Origin of the sequence: Mycobacterium sp. E136 (genome assembly GCF_001666865.1) — a bacterium.
GTDB lineage: Bacteria > Actinomycetota > Actinomycetes > Mycobacteriales > Mycobacteriaceae > Mycobacterium.
In genome coordinates, this window is the sequence record NZ_LZJE01000062.1 from 18,988 (window position 1) to 36,097 (window position 17,110).

Consider the following 17,110-nt stretch of genomic DNA (forward strand, 5'->3'; position numbering starts at 1 on the left):
ACAGGGCCATGGGCGCTACCGGCACGTCGACGCGACGCGTGATCGGGGTGATCACGCTCATGGTGCTTGCCGCCTGGGCACTGCGCGGCTACGTGCCCGGCGTGGAGCGCGCCGCCGAAGAGGTGGAGCCACGTTCGAGCAATCCCCTGGCGCTGGTCGCGGTCATCGCGCTGTTGTGCACCGCGGTGGGGATCATCGGCTTCGCGATCATTGTGCGGATGCGGGACAAACGGCCGCGTCCCGCGCCTATGGGCAGCCTGCCGCGAAGCGATCGATCGGGGGAGCGGCCGTCATGGCGGTTCGCGCTCGTCGCGCTGGCGGCGCTCATCGCGTTGGTGTTTCTGGTCGCGCTGTTGTCCCGGGTTTCCCTGCCGGTGCCGACCGAACAGGCGCCGCCGGCGGTCCCCGACGAGGTTGCCGGTGGCCCGGTAGAGCCCCGTCCGCCCGTCGAGGACGACCCCGCCGACAGCAACGTGGTGAATTACCTGATTCCGCCGATGCTTCTGCTGATGGCGCTGATCGTCGTCGGGACGGCGGTCGCGTCACGGCGGCAGGGACCCCGTCCGGGTCCCGCTGTTGCTTTCGAGGCGGCGGACTCGCCGCCGGTGGTGCCGACGACCACGACGTCGCTCGCACGCGCGGCGGAGGTGGGGCTCGCCGAGATCGGCGATTTGAGCCGCGAACCGCGAGAGGCGATCATCGCCTGCTACGCCGCGATGGAACGCGAACTAACGCGGGTGCCCGGGGCGGTGCCACAGGCCTGCGACACCCCGACCGAGGTGCTCGCGCGTGCGGTCGCCAGCGGGGCGTTGCGGGCCGACAGCGCCACCGGACTGGTCGAGTTGTTCGAGGAGGCGCGGTTTTCGCCGCATGTGATGAGCGAGAAACATCGCGACGCCGCGGTGCAGGTGCTCAACCGCGTGTTGACCGAGCTACCGCAGCGCACAGCCGAGGCGGCTACGTGAAAAGGCTTGTGACGGCGGCGTTCCTGTTCGTGGCGGGGGCAGAACTGCTCGCCGTCGCGAGCCGAGACCGGGATCTGATCCTCGTCGTCTCCGGCGTCGCGCTCGCACTGGCGTTGCTCGGCCTGCGATGGCAGCTTGCTCACGAGGCCGAAACCGACGATTCGCAAACACTTTCCGATGACGCCGCCGAGTCCCTACGCCGCTGGCGCTCGCGCACCGAGACCCTGATCAGCCGCGCCGAGGCGACCCGCACCGACTGGGATCGCCACCTGCGGCCGATGCTCGCCCGGCAGTTCGAACTGGCGACCGGACAACGACGGACCCGTAATCGCGCCGCGTATCACGCGACCGGCGAGGTGCTGTTCGGCCCGGAACTGTGGGGGTGGGTCAACCCCGAGAACGTCGCCGCGCGCGGGTCGGAGTCACCGGGGCCCGGCCGGGCGACGCTCGACGAGATCCTGCAACGGTTGGAGCGGGTATGACGACAGGACTGCCTGCGGCGGCGACCACCGCGAACTGCGAGGCGGTGCTCGACGAGATCGGGCGGGTGGTGGTCGGAAAGCGTGGGGCGCTCGCGTTGATCCTGACGACGGTGCTGGCCGGCGGGCATGTGCTGATCGAGGATCTGCCGGGCCTCGGAAAGACGTTGATCGCCAGGTCTTTCGCCGCAGCGCTCGGGCTGCAGTTCACCCGAGTGCAGTTCACGCCGGACCTGCTGCCTGCCGACCTGCTCGGGTCGACGGTTTACGACATGCAGTCGGGGCACTTCGAATTCCGCCGTGGCCCGATCTTCACGAATCTGCTTCTCGCCGACGAGATCAACCGCACACCGCCGAAAACGCAAGCTGCTCTGCTCGAGGCGATGGCGGAGAGCCAGGTGAGCATCGACGGCGCCACGCACGCGCTGCCCGCGCCGTTCATCGTGCTGGCGACCGACAACCCGATCGAGTACGAGGGCACCTATCCGCTGCCGGAGGCTCAGCTGGACCGGTTCACGATCCGGCTCGAGCTGCGGTATCTCTCCGAACAGGAGGAGGCGTCGATGTTGCGCCGACGCATCGAGCGCGGTTCGGCCGAGCCGACGGTCACGCAGGTGGTCGATGCCCACGATCTGGTCGCGATGCGCGAATCGGTGGAACAGGTGACCGTGCACGACGACGTGTTGCGGTATGTCGTGTCGCTGGCCGCCGCGACGCGCCAGCACCCGCAGATCGCGGTGGGCGCCAGCCCGCGCGCCGAACTCGACTTGGTGCAGCTGGCCCGCGCCCGCGCGCTGTTGCAGGGCCGCGATTACGTCGTGCCCGAAGATGTGAAAACACTTGCGGTTCCGGCCATCGCACATCGGATCACATTGCGGCCGGAGATGTGGGTGCGACGGGTACGCGGCAGTGACGTCGTCGACGAGCTGCTGCGCCGGCTGCCGGTGCCACGGACCAACCCGTGATCGAAACCCGCTGCACCGACGCCGAGTTACGGTGGCGCGCTTCGCCTCTGTCCCGTTCATTGTTGACCTGTGCCGTCGTGGCCTTGGCCGTCGCGGTGCTCGGGGCGCGCTGGCAGCTGATCGCCTTCGCCGCTCCGTTGATCGGGGTGCTGTGTTCGGTCGGATGGCAGCGGGCAGTTCCGGCGGTGCGGGTGTACGCCGACCCCGGCATCCACCGCTGCTTCGAAGACGAGCCCGCGCGGATCAGGATGTGGGCGGAAGCCGAGGGCGAGACTATTCGCCTGCTCAGCGGTTCTGTCGCAGGGATGACGCTGGAGGTTGCGGAGCGCGAGAGTGAGGTCGGGCAGACCGTGGTGGTTAGCGCGCAACGCTGGGGCCGCTATCCGCTGCAGGCACACTTGACGGTGACAGCGCGGGGCGGTCTGGTCGAGGGCGTCGTGGTGGTCGACGCCGCCGACGTGTACGTGTTCCCGATGGCCCCGCCGCAGTCGACGGCGATCCCGCGCACCGAGTTGCTCGACCGTCTGGGAACTCACCTGACCCGGCACACGGGCCCGGGGGTGGAGTACGCGGACGTGCGCAGGTATGTGCCGGGAGATCATCTGCGAGCGGTGAATTGGGCGGTAAGCGCGCGTCGGGGCAGCCTGCACGTCACTGAGCGGTTGACCGATCGGGCCGTCGACGTGGTCGTGCTGATCGACAACTACGCCCAGCCGGCGGGGCCGGCGACCGAGGCCACCGAGCGCACGGCGCGCGGCGCGGTGCAGGTGGTGCAGAGCGCGCTGCGCAGCGGCGACCGGGCGGGCATCGTCGCGTTGGGGGACCGCAATCCGCGATGGTTGAGCGCCGACATCGGGCGCAGGCAGTTCTATCGGGTGCTCGATGCGATGCTCGGCGTCAGCGGGGGTTATGACACGACGTCGGGGACTCTGGCGCCGCGGGCCGCGGTCCCGCCGGGTGCCATCGTCGTCGCGTTCTCGACGATGCTCGACACCGAGTTCGCGCTGGCGTTGATCGACCTGTGCAAGCGGGGCCACACCGTGGTCGCGGTCGACGTCCTGCACGGGGCGCCGTTCGAGGAGGGGTGCGACGCGTTGGTGGCGCGGATGTGGTCGCTGCAACGGTCGTTCATGTATCGCGACATGGGCACGGTCGGCGTCGATATCGTGGCGTGGCGCGAAGAGGACACGCTCGACCAGGCGATGCAGTTGGTGCCCGATCATCGCAGGCCCGTGCGGAGGCGACGGTGAACCGGGCGGTGTCAACGGCGTTCGGTTTCGTCATGGTGGCGGCCGCGGCGTTGCCGGCCGACGATGCGGCACTGGGTGTGTGCGGCTTGGCTGTGGTCATGGTGTTGTTGGGCAATGTGTTTCGGGTCGCCGCCACGGTGGCTGTGTTGGCGACGGCGGCCGTGATCGTGATGGCATCGGCGAGCCCCGTGTACGCGGCGTTGTGTGGTCTGGCAGGCGCGGCGTACCTGGTGCTGCGGTACACGAGCGACGTCACGGTGCCGACCGTCGTTGGGGCGCTGCTGTTCACGGCCGTCGCGTTGGCGGCGGTGGTTCTTGCGCCAGAGTTGCCGTGGGTGCCGTTGGCAGCGCCGCTCGCGGTGCTGGCGGCGGTGGTGTTGGCGACGCGACCGTACTGGGCGGGCGGGTCGCATTCGGGCCGGTCTCGCTGACGGGGTGGGGGCAGCCGCCTACCAGGAGGCACCGACATTTTCGGCGGCGTCGGGTGAGTTATCCCCAACATCGAATTCATCCACAGATACGGCCGTGGTTGTGCGTTGAGGTCTGTCCTGTCAGGCCCGTGGATAGCGTTGAGGTATGGCGGATTTCATCAACGGCGCGGCGGCACGGGAGCGAGCTCACGTGCTGCTGGACCGGATCGATGCCGCCCAAGACGAGTTGCGAGAGTTGCCCACCGTCGATGTGGGCAGTGCGTTCCGGCTGACGATGGCGGAACGGTTGGAGAATCAACAACGGGCGAACCGAGGCCTGATGTACCGGGTCTTCGCCGAGCTTGTGCACCCGCCTGACGAATCCCGCGCGGATCCGGATGTGATCGACAAACTCTGGGCGCGCCTGCGGATCGCGCCGAAGGAGATCCGGCGCCGATTCAAGGTCGCGGCGCGGATCCGTCCGGGCGCGGCGTTGACCGGTGCACCGATACCGCCGGAACTGCCCGCGGTCGCCGAGGCCGTCGAGGCGGGCGCCATCGGCGAGGACCACCTGAAAGTGATCACCGACTGCATGGATCGGCTGCCGTCCGACACCTCGGCGGCCGACCGAACAGAAGTCGAAGCGAGCCTTGTGCGTGAGGCGGCCAAGAGCGACGCCGATGCCGTGCGTGTGATCGGGCGTCGTATCGATGAGATCTTCAATCCCGACGGCCACTACGATGAATCCGACCGGGCCCGCCGGCGTGGTTTGGTGCTCGGCCCGCAGGGCCGCGACGGCATGTCGCGGCTCACGGGTTGGGTCGATCCCGAAACACGGTGCTACGTCGAAACAGCAAGCGCCGCAGTTCGACCGGGACGGCACATGCCCGACGGCAGCATCGAAGGCACCCGCGACGACCGGTCAATGGCGCAACGGTGCCACGACGGCATCAAGCTGGGACTCAAAGCCGGAATCGCATCGGGCGGACTGGGGACCCACCGCGGGGTGCCCGTCACCGTCGTCGTCCGCACTTCGCTGGGAGAGTTGAACCAGGCGGCGCATGCGGTTGTCGACCCGTACGTCTCGATGCCGGCCCCGGCGCGCACCGGCGGAAACAGCGTGCTGCCGATGCGCGACGTGATTCGAATGGCCTCCGATGCGATCCACTACTTGGCGGTGTTCGACGACCACACCGAGCGCCCGATCTACTTGGGCCGACAGAAACGGATCGCCACCGCCGATCAGCGCATCATCTGCTACGCCCGCGACGGTGGATGCACCCGGCCCGGCTGCACCGAACCCGGATACCACTCCGAGGTGCATCACAGTCCGGAGTGGGCCGATGGTGGAGCCACCGACGCCGACAAGCTGTTCTTCTGCTGCGGGCCCGACCACAAAGCGGTGAGCGAGGGCCGCTGGCGCACCACCGTCACCGATGCAGGCCGCCTCGCCTGGAGCAACGACAACCATCCGCCCGAGGTCAACCGCCTGCACCACCCCGAAGAACTGCTGCGCGGCAACGTCGATCCGCCGCGCGGTGAGGACGGTCCACCGCGTGGCGACGACGATGACGCCTGACGCCGGCCGAAGAGGCGCGAACCCGTGGCTGCGTCCACAATGCGCCCGTTATCGTCGTAGGGCGCTTACCGGCCCGGTAAGCGAAATGATCAGCGCAGCGCTTACTTTCGGGAGGTCGGATGCCAAGCGATGTGCGGAAGGCGATCACCGGCGCGTCGATCGGAAACGCCGTCGAGTGGTTCGACTTCGCGATCTACGGCTTCCTGGCGACGTTCATCGCGGCCAACTTCTTCCCCGCGGGCAACGAGACGGCGGCCCTGCTGAACACGTTCGCGATCTTCGCGGCCGCCTTCTTCATGCGACCGCTTGGCGGGTTCGTCTTCGGTCCGCTGGGTGACAAGCTCGGCAGGCAACGGGTCCTGGCGTTGGTGATCCTGTTGATGTCGGGTGCGACGGTGCTGATCGGTGTGCTGCCGACCTACGCGTCGATCGGTGTCGCGGCGCCGCTGCTGCTCCTGCTGCTGCGGTGTCTGCAGGGATTCTCGGCCGGCGGCGAATACGGCGGTGGCGCCGTCTATCTCGCGGAGTTCGCCTCGGAACGGCGTCGTGGGTTGACCATCACGTTCATGGTGTGGTCCGGCGTCCTGGGCTTCCTGCTGGGCTCGATCACCGTGACACTGCTGCAGGCGCTGTTGCCCACCGCGGCGATGGAGAGCTACGGCTGGCGCATCCCGTTCCTGATCGCCGGACCGCTGGGCCTCGTCGGCCTCTACATCCGGCTGCGCCTCGACGACACACCGCACTTCGCCGAACTCAGCAAGACCGACCGAGTCGCCGACTCGCCGCTGCGCGAGGCGTTTACGACGTCGTGGCGGCCGATCCTGCAAGTGATCGGGCTGTTCATCGTCTTCAACGTCGGCTACTACGTCGTGTTCACGTTCCTGCCGACCTATTTCATCAAGACGCTCGAGTTCTCCAAGACCGATGCGTTCCTGTCGATCACGTTGGCCAGCCTGGTCGCGCTGATACTGATCCTTCCGCTGGCGGCGCTGTCGGACCGCATCGGCAGGCGTCCGATGCTGATCGCGGGGTCCGTGGCGTTCGCGGTGTTCGGTTATCCGTTGTTCTTGCTGCTGAACTCCGGCTCGCTGGTCGGTGCGATCGCCGCCCACTGCGGTTTGGCGGTCATCGAATCGATCTACGTCTCCACCGCCGTCTCGGCGGGCGTCGAACTGTTCGCGACCACGGTGCGCTACAGCGGCTTCTCGATCGGCTACAACATCTGCGTCGCCGGGTTCGGCGGCACCACCCCGTACGTCGTCACCTGGCTGACCGCCGAAACCGGCAACAATCTGGCGCCTGCGTGGTACCTGGTCGTCGCAGCCGTCGTCTCGCTCGCGACGGTCGTCACGCTGAGAGAGTCGGCGGGCCGACCACTCGCACAGACCAGCGACAACCGAGCGGCGCCGGCGATGCCGTGATCGCAGCACCTGAGAGCAGACCCGAACCGTTCTCTCAGCCCCGTGGCAGCTCGGTGTCCTACGTTGTCTGTGCATGACGAGGTTGCGCCTCCACACGGTCGCGGTCTCGGCCGCGGTGTTGGTCACCGCGGTGCTGGGGGCCGGCGGGGCGCGTGCCGACGACTATGCGGGTGAGACCTACGGCGACGCGGCGGGACAGATCAGCGGGACGGGTAAAACAGCCGTCGTCGCAACCAAATCCGGGGACATGCTGCCGCAGGACGAGTGCATCGTGACCCATTCCCAGACGGCGCCGTGGGTCAAGGGTGCGTCATTCACACCGGACACGAACACGATGCTGCTCGACCTGAACTGCAACGCCAAGGTCGCGACGGCGAAGAGCCCGGGTAATTCCGTCGCGAGCCCGGAGGGCCGCGCGGCGGTCAAGGAGGCCAAGCAGGCCCAAGCATCCAGGCAGGCCCAGGCGTCCACCACCAAGAAGCAGTAGCGCGGACCCCTCTAGCACTCGGCGCCCGCGGCTAGGGTGGGCCCATGAAGCTTCGCGTGATGCCCTATGTCACGGTCGAGATCGACGATCGTCTGCGCCGACGCGTGCGCTCCGCGGGCGAGCGACTCCGCGTCAATGTTCGGGCCTACCTGCTCAGCGCGGCCGACGAGGTCGACACCGCCAGCGACAAGGTCCGCGGTCTGTGCGACCGAGCGGTCAACCGCGTCGACACCGTCGTCGCGACGGTCAACGACAGGATCGCTCCCGAGCACGAGGCGCCGACACTGCGCGTGGTCGCCGGGGGCCGCGAGGCAAGCTAGCGCGTGCGGACTGGCGTCAGCCCGCCCGCGCGGTACGCCCGCCCACCAGGAAGCCGCCGACGAGCACGACGAGGCCCACGATCGCGACGGGAATCGCCCACGTGCGGCGGTCGCCGACCGCCGAATGGCACTGCGCGACGTAGTCCGGCGGATCCTCGGTCAGCTCGTCGATGATCGGCAGGTTCTTCAGCTGATTCGGGTCGTTGGCATTGGCCTGGCTGGCCGCGGAGTCGTCGGCGGCGATGGCATTGCCGCACGAGATCTTCTGCCCATCCGGTCCGGCGATCGACACCGGAACCAGTAGAGCGATGACCCCGACGAGAAGGACCACCGCACCGACCAGCACAATCACACGTCGCAAATTCATGATCGGTTTGATGCCCCGATAGGCCGGGCACCAAACCTCGCAACGGCCACCGCCGAGCCCGTCGCGCAGGCTCACCATCCATATGTTGTGCTTGTCCGATGTGCGCGCCATGGCCGGAGAGGAGCGAAACGCTTTGGTAGGCCAGTCGTGCTAGATCAAGGGCTGGTCGTCTTCTTGGCCCTGCTCGCCGCGGGCTTCTTGGCGATCGGCATCGTGGTTCGGCAGCGCGCGACCATGGACGTTCCCGAAGAGCAGGGCGTCAGCACCGTTATGGTGATGACCCTGCTGCGCAGGCCGCTGTGGTGGGCCGGCACCGCGGCGGCGCTCGCGGGCTACGGCTTTCAGGCCCTCGCACTGGTCAAGGGTTCGCTGCTGCTGGTTCAACCCATCCTCGTCTCCGCTCTCCTGTTCGCCCTTCCGCTGAGCGCCCGCCTCGCCAACCGCCGGGTCACCCGCGCCGAGTGGATGTGGGCGCTGCTGCTCACCGCCGCGCTGGCGGTGTTCGTCGTGCTGGCCAAGACCCAACCGGGCGACTACGAGGCGTCGGTTCCGCTGTCGGCGCTCGTCGCGGTCGTCTGCACGATCGCGGTGACGGCCTGCGTGATCCTGGCCGTCCGCGGTGGCGGATGGAAACGCGCCGTACTGCTCGCCGTCGCGGTCGGCCTGCTGTTCGGCGTCGTCGCGCTGCTGACGAAGATCGTCATGTTCCTGCTCGCGAACGACGGCGTCGGCGAGGTGCTGACCACCCCGGCGCTCTACCTGCTCCTTATCCTCGGTGTCCTCGCGGTGTTCCTGCAGCAGTCCGCATTCCACGCCGGATCCCTGCAGACGTCGGTGCCGACCATGCTGGTGCTCGAACCCGTCGTCGCGGTCATCTTGGGCGCGGTGGTCCTCGGCGAGCACATGACCGTCGGCGGCGTGAAGGCCGTTGCGATCACGGCCGCCGTCGTCGCGATGGCGGCCGCCACGGTCGCGCTTGGCCGCGACGAGGGCGCACTCGAAGAGCGACTCGAGGCCGAGGCCGCGGCGGCGCTCAAGCGCGGCGCCTGAACCCGCGCCGAGAACCCGCTACGACCCCTCGGACCCCCGCTTGTCCCGAGCCATCGCCGTCCACAGCAACCCCGCGGCGTCGCGTGCCGCCTGATGCGGGGCGATCGGTTCGGCGATCCCCGGCTGCTGGGCCGGCGAACCGCTGATGTGCTCCAGCAGCGCCACCGCCAGTTCGCGAAGCTTGACGTTGAACTCCTGGCTGGCCCGGCGCAACATGCTCCACGCCTGTTCGGCGTCGCACCCGACCAAACCCATCAACGCGCCCTTGGCCTGTTCGATGGCGCCGCGCGACTGCAGCGCGGCCAGCAGATCCTCGAACGCGGCCTCGTTCTGCGCCGCGGTCGTGACCAGAGCGGCCGAGACGAGTTGCTCGTAGGCGATCAGCGTGGTCACCGTGACGGCCGATGCGGGCTCGGACAGCGTGCAGGACAACACGATCGCGGCGTCGTCGCGCCAGAACCCCGGCACCGCCGCCGCCCCGTGGACCGCCTTCAAGTCGGCGGCGATCCCGCTCACGCACTCCGACGTCGCGTCGAAGGCCAGGTCGGGCCAGCGTTCGTCGGTCCACAGGTCGAGGCTCAACACCGGCACCTGGTGGGTCAGTGCGTCGGCGACCGGGCCGCCCAGGCCCGACAGCTGCGCGGCGACCATCTCCTCCTCGATGCCGAGCGCCGCCAGAGTGGACGGATCCTCATTGAACCGCTTGTCGTGCACGGTGGCCGCTACACCCAGAACATTCGGAGTATCGGCCTGCAACCGTTCGAGGATCCTGTGCAACAGCGTGATCAGCTCCGGGTGTTGGCGGGGCTGAAAGCTCGGTGCTGGCACGACAATCCGCTCAGTCGACGACGGTGACCGTCGCGACCTTATCGAGGCCGGAGATGCCGAGCAGCGTGGTGATGGGGCCCTCCACGGGAACGACGAGGTCGAGCTTGGCGTTCGCCGCGACGGAGAACAGCTCACGAAGGGCGGCGCTGTCGCAGTACGTCACGCCGGTGAGGTCGACGGTGATCGAGGAGTTGTCCGCCGCCGCGCGGGCCAACGCCGCGCTGAACTCGTCGACGTTCGCCAGGTCGATCTCGCCGACGGCGGTGACGACCGGAGACACTCCGTTGCTTCCGGGCTCGAACCGGAACTGGTTGCGCGTCATGACATTCAGGCCCCCACCGGCAATAGCGTGCAGCAGTGGACGGCAGTGTGAGCGAATCCGTTCACAGAACCTCCCGAAGTCTTAGGGGCCCCACCGCCCCCGTGCATGCCACACAGTCCGCATCGCTGCCTCTTCCTGACAGACGTTCTTTATCAATATTTGTAATACCACGATGACGCCGTCGAGGCAGGTAGAGCTGGTTCAAACGCGAATCTCCGGTAACTGAAACGTCATATCTACGGTAGTGCCGGCCGAGGTGCCGTCGAGATCCACCTGATCGCTGACGGCGCGCATCAACAGCAGGCCGCGGCCACGGGTCCCGGGATCGGGAGGCGGCGCCTTCCACGACCCGAAGTCGATGACGCGCACGTGAATTGCGGCGTCGTGGATATCCGCTTCGACGCGCATGCGCCCGGGCTCACGTCCGCGGTAGGCGTGCTCGACGCAGTTCGAGCAGGCCTCGTTGACGACGAGGATGAGATCCGACACCGCCGATTCGGAGGCGCCGTTGGCCGCGAGCCAGGCCGCGAGCCGGTGCCGAAACTCGGTCAGCTTCGGCGCCGTGGCCGTGTCGTCGATGACGAGGGAAGCCCTCGGGGTCCGGTAGATGACGATCGCCACGTCGTCGTCGTATCCACTGTCGGGGGCGAGCCTGCCCAGCACCGCGTCGGCGACGTCCTCGATCGGCAGGTTTGCGGTATCGGCCAACACGGCGGACATCCGGGCGATCTGATCGTCGATCGGCCGGTCGCGGCGTTCGACCAAGCCGTCGGTGTAGAGCATCAGCGTCGAACCCGGAAACAACGGATGCGACGTCTGCGGCCGAGGCGCAGGATGCCGGACCGCGAGCGGGACCGAACAAGCCTTGTCGAGCAGTTGCGGCGGTGCGGCGTCGGACACCAGCACCGGAGGCACGTGCCCGGCGCTGCTGTAGTCCACGGTCGCGGCCACCGTGTCGACGATTGCGACGAACACGGTGGTGCAGTACGCGTCCGGAATGAACTCCGCGACCGAGTCGAGGTGTTCGAGCACCGCCGACGGTTGCGCCCCGGTCAGCAGCAGGGCGCGCGTCGACGCACGCAACTGCCCCATGACGGCGGCGGCCGACAGCCCACGGCCGACACAGTCCCCGACCACGATCGCGATCCGGCCGTCGCCGACGGGAAGCACGTCGTAGAAATCGCCGCCGATCTCCAACGGATGCACGGCCGGCTCGTAGCGCACGGCGAACCCCGGCGGCAGGTCCATCGGCGCCAGCAGCGACCGCTGCAGCGTCAGCGACGTCTCCCTGGCGCTCTCGAACTGCCGGACATGCTGCATGGCCGAACTGAGGTGACCGACGAGCGCCGAAACCAGCCGTCGGTCCTCGGCGCTGACGACCCGCGGAATGCGGTGCTCGAGACAGAGCACCACGTCGCGCGCACCGGAGAGGACCGCGACGAACCCGCGCGTGGTGCCCGCGCTGGGCGCCGCGCCGACCGGTGTCACGGTCAGCGGGATCCACGTGCGGGCGTCCTCGAACGTGCGGCGCCAGTCCTCGTCGAGGTCCCGCCACGAGCTGACCCCCGGTTCGCCGGCGACCCGCACCGTGGGCTCCTCGCCGTCGGCCTTCGGCCACATGACCGCGATGAGCCGCTGGGCGTCCAGCGGTATGCGGCATTGCGCGAGCGTTATCGCCAGCACCTCGTCGACGTTCTTGGCAACGCTCACGGCCGTCGCCAACCGTGCCATCGCCCGGTCGCGTTCCGCGGCGGCGCGCGGTGCGGTGACGTCCCGGATGGTGCCCACGTAGAGACCGCGCCGCGAGTGGTGATCCGGTACGGCGTTGACGCTGATCGCGACCCACCGCACCCGCCCGTCGCGGTGCCGGATCCTGGTCTCGGCGATCAGGCTGCCGTCGCGGACCAGCGCGGCCCTGCGCTCGTCCGCGGCCAATGCGTCGACCGCCCAGGGGTGGGGCATCGGATACGGCAGGCCCCCTTGCCCGTATCCGGTGATCTCTTCGAAGGCGTCGTTGATCTCGACCACACAGCCGGTGGCGTCGGTGACGAAGAAGCCTTCTTGCAGCGAATTGACCAAAGCGCTGCGGAAAACGTCGCGATCGGCGAGATCGTCGGCGCGCGCTCGTTCTCGTTCGTAGCGTTGGTAGAAGTCCACGGGGTCGGTCATGTTCGAGGCAGTCGGCCCTCCCAGCGTCGCGCTCACAATGGAATCGCCGAGCGCACAAGTCTTCCTCGACATTAGCCTGCGTCGAGCACCATGATCCGCCGAAGCACTGATCTACCGCAGGAGGCGAGGGGTTAAGCTCGCCCCATTGCCGTCGTAGTGGCGGCGCCGACCGGAGGACCCACCGTTGTCACGTAATGACCCGATAACCACGTCGATCTCGCACGACGACGGAATCGCTGTGTTGACGGTCGGCGGTGACGTCGACCTCGCCACTGTGCCGGCGTTTCAGGCAGCGATCACCGAGGCGCTGACGCAGGAGCCCTCTGCGCTGGTCGTCGATCTGCTGGCGGTGGACTTCCTCGCATCCGCGGGACTGCAGGCGCTGGTCGCGACGCACGAGACCGTCAGCAAGTCCGCCCGCTTCGCCGTCGTGGCCGACGGGCCCGCGACCAGCAGGCCGATCCAGCTGACCGGGCTCGACCAGGTGTTCTCGCTCTACCCGACGCTGGCCGAGGCGCTGGGCGCGCTGAAGTCCAACTCCTAGCGCAGCCGCAGGCTTCTAGCTGCGGATTCGAACCGAGCGACGGTCCCGGACTTCGGATAGAGTTCCCAGGTCGGGGTGATCTTGAAATGTCCCGGCACAGGTCGGGACAGTTAGGACTCACGTCATGAGCTCAGCTCGGTTCGGTCGTCGCCTCGCAGCCGTCGCCGGCGGCGCCGCCGCGATCGCGATGGTCATGTTCAGCGCCTCCTGCTCTAGCGAGGAGAAGGCTCCCGAGGAGACCACCACGACGACGACGACAACGACGACCACGGAGCCGGCCGCGCCGGCCCCGCCGGTCGAGTCGACGGACAAGGCGCCGCGTATCTCTCCCGGACCCAATCCGTTCTCGCCGTCCGTGCTCGCCCCGCCCGCACCGACGGCGGTCCCGGACCACCGCTAACGGCTCCACCGGGCCGGGCCGGGAAATACGCTGGCGTCCGTGGGAGCGCGGCATCTCGGCGTGCTGGTGCTGATCGCGGCGGGCGTATTCGTCCTCGTCTCCGATCTGCGCCCCGCATCCGCGCGACACGGCGGCGAGGTCATCGCCGGCCCGTACTCCTACCTGTTGGCGAGTTCGGCCGACCTCGGGCCCTCCCGCGACGAGGGGGTCCAGCTGACGATGGCGCTGCGCGACGAAGGTCGGCCGGCCAACGTGTTCGCCTGGGCAGGCGACCGCGGCCTCTCCGTCCGCTGGCGGCCGGGACATCGGTGGGCCGTGGTGGAAGGGTCCGCGGCATCCGTCGCCGAGGCGTTCGACGTCGAGGTGCGCGACTACCGCGGGCGCCGCGGCCAGGTCTTCTATGCGTCTCCGGTGCAGCCGGGCATCCCGGATGCGCTGCGCGACGAGGTTTCTCAGGTGGGTCGGATCCTCGGGTACATCCCGCACCACACGTCGCACACTCCGACGCTGCCCCTCGACGTACCGGACAAAGGGCTGACCCCGCAGGCGTTGCTGACCACCTACAACGCCGCGCCGCTGGCCGCCGACGGCTACACCGGCAAGGGCACCACGATCGTGTTCTTCGCGTTCGACGGGTTCGCGCAGGACGATCTCGACACCTTCGCCGACACCTACGACCTGCCCCGCTTCACCCCCGAGGTGGTCGGTGAACTCGACGAGCCGCGCGGAGAAACAACGATGGACCTGCAGGTGGCGCACGCCGTCGCACCCGATGCGCGCAAGGTCGTGGTCAGCGCCATGCCGACCATCACCGCCGACGGGGCCTTCGAGCGGATCGGCCAGTTGCTCGAGGACACCGACCGGCGCTTCCCCGGCGCGGTGTGGAGCTTCTCGATCGGCTGGGGCTGTGACCGGCTGATCACCGCCGCCGACCTCGCCCCGGTGCGATCGGCGCTCGCGACGGCGCAGTCGCACGGCACGTCGGCGTTCAACGCCAGCGGTGACCTCGCGGGCCTCGAATGCAAGGGCGGCGACGACTGGTCCTCGCCACCGGGTGAGAACGACATCGGCCTGGACTCGATCGCCTCACTCCCGGAGATGACCGACGTCGGCGGCACCACCCTGTCGACGGACGGCCAAGGCCGGTGGCTGTCCGAGCAGGCGTGGTTCGACGTTCCGCTGACGGTCGGCACCGGGGGCGGCGTCTCGGCGGTGTTCGACCGCCCGGACTGGCAGCGCTCCGTGCTGCCCGACCGCGACACCGACCGGCGGCTGACCCCTGACGTGGCGGCGGTGGCCGACCCGTTCACCGGTGTGCGGATCGTATTTGCGCAGACGCCGTTGGTCGGCGGCGGCACCTCGCAGGCGGCGCCGATCTGGGCGGGCCTGGCCGCGGTGATGAACCAGTACCTGCTCGCCAACGGTGGACGCGCGCTCGGCGACCTGAACCCGCTGCTGTACCGCATCGCGCAGGGCGCCCCGCTGCCCGCCTTCCGCGATGTGACGCTCGGCGGCAACGTCGTCGCCGACGCCACGCCCGGCTACGACCTCGTGACGGGGCTCGGCACGCCCGATGTCGACAACCTCGTGCGCAACATCCTCATCCTGCAGGAGGCGGCCGCATGAGCACGGGTGACGACGACAGCGTCCCGACCGTCGAGTGCCGGGTCTGCAAGGTCGACGTGCCCGCGGGAGAATACTGCGGGCTGTGCGGCTGTCATCTGACACCGCGGCCGCGGGAGGGCCCGGATTGGTTGCGGCCGCGCGATTTCAGCGCCGCGCCCGACGAACACCTGTTGCAGCTGGCGGTCGCGAGTTCGCTGTTCCCGCATCTGCCGCAGCGCTCGCGCTCGGCATTCCGGATCGGCCTGCTCGTTCTGGTCGCGGCGCTGGTCGCCTTCACACTTCTGCGGCTACCCGCCGCGCTCGTGACTGTCGCCGCGCTGGGGTTGCCGCTGCTGTTCGTGCTGTACCTGCGCGAGTCAGATGCGTTTCGCGACTTCCCGCTCGGCACACTGGTTCTCACCGTCGCCCTGGCGATCGGGCTCGCCGTGGGGTGGGTGATGTTGACGGGTGCGACGTTCGCCAGGTCCTACAACGTCGGACTGGGTTCGGCGATCGTCGGCGCGCGCATGCTGCGCATGGGCATCGTGGTTCCGCTCGGCGGGGTCATCCTGATGCTGCTGCCCGCGGTGCTGGTCCGTGCGATTCGACCGTCCTCGCGAGAAGCCCTGGACGGCTTCATGATCGGGACGCTGGGTGCGTTGAGCTTCACGGCCGCGGCGACGTTGACGCGGCTGGCCCCGCAGTTCGGCACCGGGGTGGTCAGCAAGCGGCCGATGGAAAGCCTGTGGGTCGAGGCGGGCATCCGCGGCTTGGCGGTGCCGTTGACCGCTGCGGCCGCGGGCGGATTGATCGGCGCGGCACTGTGGTTCACGCGTCCACCGAGCAAGCGCGACCAACGCCCGGTCCTGGTGCGCGCGGTGCTGGTGGGCTTCGCGGTCGCGGTGCTGGTGGTGTACCTGGCGCTGGGCTTGACCGACGTCGCCCACTTCCCACAACTGCTGATGCTGGTGCTGTACCTCGCGCTGGCGGTGGCGGCGCTGCTGCTGTTACGCGTCGGTCTGCACCTGGCACTCCTGCACGAGGCGCACGACGAGATCCGCGCGGAGGAACCGCTGCTGTGCCCGCACTGTGGGCACGTCGTACCGGACATGGCGTTCTGTCCGGCGTGCGGGGTCGCGACAAGGGCCTCGTCGCGATCGTCGCGCACGGCGCGGCGCGAGGCGCGACCGGTGCGCGGTGACCCCGAATGAGCGCACCGACAACAAATTTCTTTCCCGGATACGCGGTTCCGGCCGGAACGTACGCGGCACCGGCACCGCGGCGAACCTCGCGAAAGCGACTGGTGCTGACGTGGTTCGCCGCGATCGCCGTGCTCGCCGCGGCCCTGGTCGGGGTGTCGGCGCTGCTCGCCAAGCCACCGGTGCGCTACGTCTGCCCGCCCGACTGCGGTCGGCCGCCGACCGGCACCCCCGTGTCGATCAACCCGCGGTTCACCGCGCCGGACGGAACGTTTTCGGTGTCCTATCCCGCGCCGGAGTCGGCCTACCGGGTGAGCACCAAGCCCAACGGGGTGACCGCCGAACTCCTCGCGGGCGACGGCGGGACGCTGCAGCTGTTCAGCGAACCCGCCGCGGGCAGGTCTGCACGTGACATCGCAAAGTCGTTGGTGAAGAAGACGTTTCCCGATACCCGGACCGCGTACGAGATTCCCAACGCGATGGTCGGCTACCAGTCGGGGTACGGCGAGGTCGCCGACTGCTGGCCGCAGGGCGCCAACAGCAGCTATATGCGCATGAGGGTGCTGGTGATGGCCGCAGTGAAGGACGACCTGGCGCTTGTCGCGGCGGCAGTCGGGCCCTATCACCAGTTCGGTCCCGACTTCGGATTCGGTAAACCGTCCGGCGCGAACCTTCAGATCGCCCTGGACATGGGCAAATACGTCAACAGTTTCAGCTGGCGCGGGGATCCACCCCGGTGACGAGTTCAGA

The 17,110-nt window shown here is 68.6% G+C and carries 19 protein-coding genes; 15 read left to right on the forward strand and 4 right to left on the reverse strand.

The window, feature by feature from the left end; translation table 11 throughout:
* The first annotated feature begins 8 nt into the window (after positions 1 to 8).
* The 9 genes from A5698_RS04565 to A5698_RS04605 all read left to right on the forward strand — a co-directional run bounded on the left by A5698_RS04565 (position 9) and on the right by A5698_RS04605 (position 7,876).
* Positions 9 to 965 carry a DUF4129 domain-containing protein gene (locus tag A5698_RS04565; protein ID WP_068293776.1) on the forward strand — a complete coding sequence of 319 codons (957 nt, stop codon included), beginning with the start codon at positions 9 to 11 and terminating at the stop codon, positions 963 to 965.
* Entirely contained in the window at positions 962 to 1,447 is a 486-nt protein-coding gene (locus tag A5698_RS04570) for a hypothetical protein (RefSeq protein ID WP_068293779.1), read from the forward strand. The genes A5698_RS04565 and A5698_RS04570 overlap by 4 nt, the downstream gene beginning before the upstream one ends.
* Entirely contained in the window at positions 1,444 to 2,409 is a 966-nt protein-coding gene (locus tag A5698_RS04575) for an AAA family ATPase (RefSeq protein WP_068293781.1), read from the forward strand. The genes A5698_RS04570 and A5698_RS04575 overlap by 4 nt, the downstream gene beginning before the upstream one ends.
* Positions 2,406 to 3,659 (forward strand): DUF58 domain-containing protein, encoded by a 1,254-nt coding sequence (locus tag A5698_RS04580; protein ID WP_068293784.1) that lies wholly within the window; start codon positions 2,406 to 2,408, stop codon positions 3,657 to 3,659. The genes A5698_RS04575 and A5698_RS04580 overlap by 4 nt, the downstream gene beginning before the upstream one ends.
* Complete coding sequence (locus A5698_RS04585; RefSeq protein WP_084792253.1) at positions 3,656 to 4,090, forward strand: hypothetical protein; 435 nt, start codon at positions 3,656 to 3,658, stop codon at positions 4,088 to 4,090. The genes A5698_RS04580 and A5698_RS04585 overlap by 4 nt, the downstream gene beginning before the upstream one ends.
* A gap of 145 nt (positions 4,091 to 4,235) precedes the next feature.
* A complete protein-coding gene (locus A5698_RS04590; protein ID WP_068293787.1) occupies positions 4,236 to 5,648 on the forward strand; it encodes an HNH endonuclease signature motif containing protein in 1,413 nt (470 codons plus the stop codon).
* 119 nt (positions 5,649 to 5,767) lie between these two features.
* Complete coding sequence (locus A5698_RS04595; protein WP_068293790.1) at positions 5,768 to 7,069, forward strand: MFS transporter; 1,302 nt, start codon at positions 5,768 to 5,770, stop codon at positions 7,067 to 7,069.
* Positions 7,070 to 7,142: 73 nt separating this feature from the next.
* On the forward strand, positions 7,143 to 7,556 hold the full coding sequence (locus A5698_RS04600) for a hypothetical protein (protein ID WP_068293792.1): 414 nt from the start codon (positions 7,143 to 7,145) through the stop codon (positions 7,554 to 7,556).
* 44 nt (positions 7,557 to 7,600) lie between these two features.
* Positions 7,601 to 7,876, forward strand: coding sequence for a hypothetical protein (locus A5698_RS04605; RefSeq protein ID WP_068293795.1), 276 nt, complete (start codon positions 7,601 to 7,603; stop codon positions 7,874 to 7,876).
* 16 nt (positions 7,877 to 7,892) lie between these two features.
* Here the strand turns inward: A5698_RS04605 and A5698_RS04610 are convergent, their stop codons facing one another.
* Positions 7,893 to 8,354, reverse strand: coding sequence for an aminopeptidase (locus A5698_RS04610; protein WP_353651806.1), 462 nt, complete (start codon positions 8,352 to 8,354; stop codon positions 7,893 to 7,895).
* A 36-nt stretch (positions 8,355 to 8,390) separates the two neighbouring features.
* On the opposite strand from A5698_RS04610, the gene A5698_RS04615 reads away from it, so the two are divergent.
* Positions 8,391 to 9,293 (forward strand): DMT family transporter, encoded by a 903-nt coding sequence (locus A5698_RS04615; protein ID WP_068293797.1) that lies wholly within the window; start codon positions 8,391 to 8,393, stop codon positions 9,291 to 9,293.
* Positions 9,294 to 9,311: 18 nt separating this feature from the next.
* On the opposite strand, the gene A5698_RS04620 is transcribed toward A5698_RS04615, so the two are convergent.
* The 3 genes from A5698_RS04620 to A5698_RS04630 all read right to left on the reverse strand — a co-directional run bounded on the left by A5698_RS04620 (position 9,312) and on the right by A5698_RS04630 (position 12,612).
* Complete coding sequence (locus A5698_RS04620) at positions 9,312 to 10,121, reverse strand: ANTAR domain-containing protein (protein WP_068293799.1); 810 nt, start codon at positions 10,119 to 10,121, stop codon at positions 9,312 to 9,314.
* Between the two features lie 10 nt (positions 10,122 to 10,131).
* On the reverse strand, positions 10,132 to 10,443 hold the full coding sequence (locus A5698_RS04625) for an STAS domain-containing protein (RefSeq protein WP_067084255.1): 312 nt from the start codon (positions 10,441 to 10,443) through the stop codon (positions 10,132 to 10,134).
* A gap of 201 nt (positions 10,444 to 10,644) precedes the next feature.
* On the reverse strand, positions 10,645 to 12,612 hold the full coding sequence (locus A5698_RS04630) for a SpoIIE family protein phosphatase (protein ID WP_068293801.1): 1,968 nt from the start codon (positions 12,610 to 12,612) through the stop codon (positions 10,645 to 10,647).
* 184 nt (positions 12,613 to 12,796) lie between these two features.
* Here A5698_RS04630 and A5698_RS04635 point away from each other — a divergent pair, with 184 nt between their 5' ends.
* The 5 genes from A5698_RS04635 to A5698_RS04655 all read left to right on the forward strand — a co-directional run bounded on the left by A5698_RS04635 (position 12,797) and on the right by A5698_RS04655 (position 17,100).
* On the forward strand, positions 12,797 to 13,156 hold the full coding sequence (locus A5698_RS04635) for an STAS domain-containing protein (RefSeq protein ID WP_082963807.1): 360 nt from the start codon (positions 12,797 to 12,799) through the stop codon (positions 13,154 to 13,156).
* A gap of 124 nt (positions 13,157 to 13,280) precedes the next feature.
* A complete protein-coding gene (locus A5698_RS04640) occupies positions 13,281 to 13,556 on the forward strand; it encodes a hypothetical protein (protein ID WP_068293802.1) in 276 nt (91 codons plus the stop codon).
* A gap of 39 nt (positions 13,557 to 13,595) precedes the next feature.
* Positions 13,596 to 15,182 carry a S53 family peptidase gene (locus tag A5698_RS04645; protein WP_068293804.1) on the forward strand — a complete coding sequence of 529 codons (1,587 nt, stop codon included), beginning with the start codon at positions 13,596 to 13,598 and terminating at the stop codon, positions 15,180 to 15,182.
* Positions 15,179 to 16,372: a hypothetical protein gene (locus A5698_RS04650; RefSeq protein WP_068293808.1), complete on the forward strand. Its 1,194-nt coding sequence runs from the start codon at positions 15,179 to 15,181 to the stop codon at positions 16,370 to 16,372. Before A5698_RS04645 ends, A5698_RS04650 begins: the two co-directional genes overlap by 4 nt.
* Positions 16,369 to 17,100: a hypothetical protein gene (locus A5698_RS04655; protein WP_068293813.1), complete on the forward strand. Its 732-nt coding sequence runs from the start codon at positions 16,369 to 16,371 to the stop codon at positions 17,098 to 17,100. The genes A5698_RS04650 and A5698_RS04655 overlap by 4 nt, the downstream gene beginning before the upstream one ends.
* Positions 17,101 to 17,110: the final 10 nt, after the last annotated feature.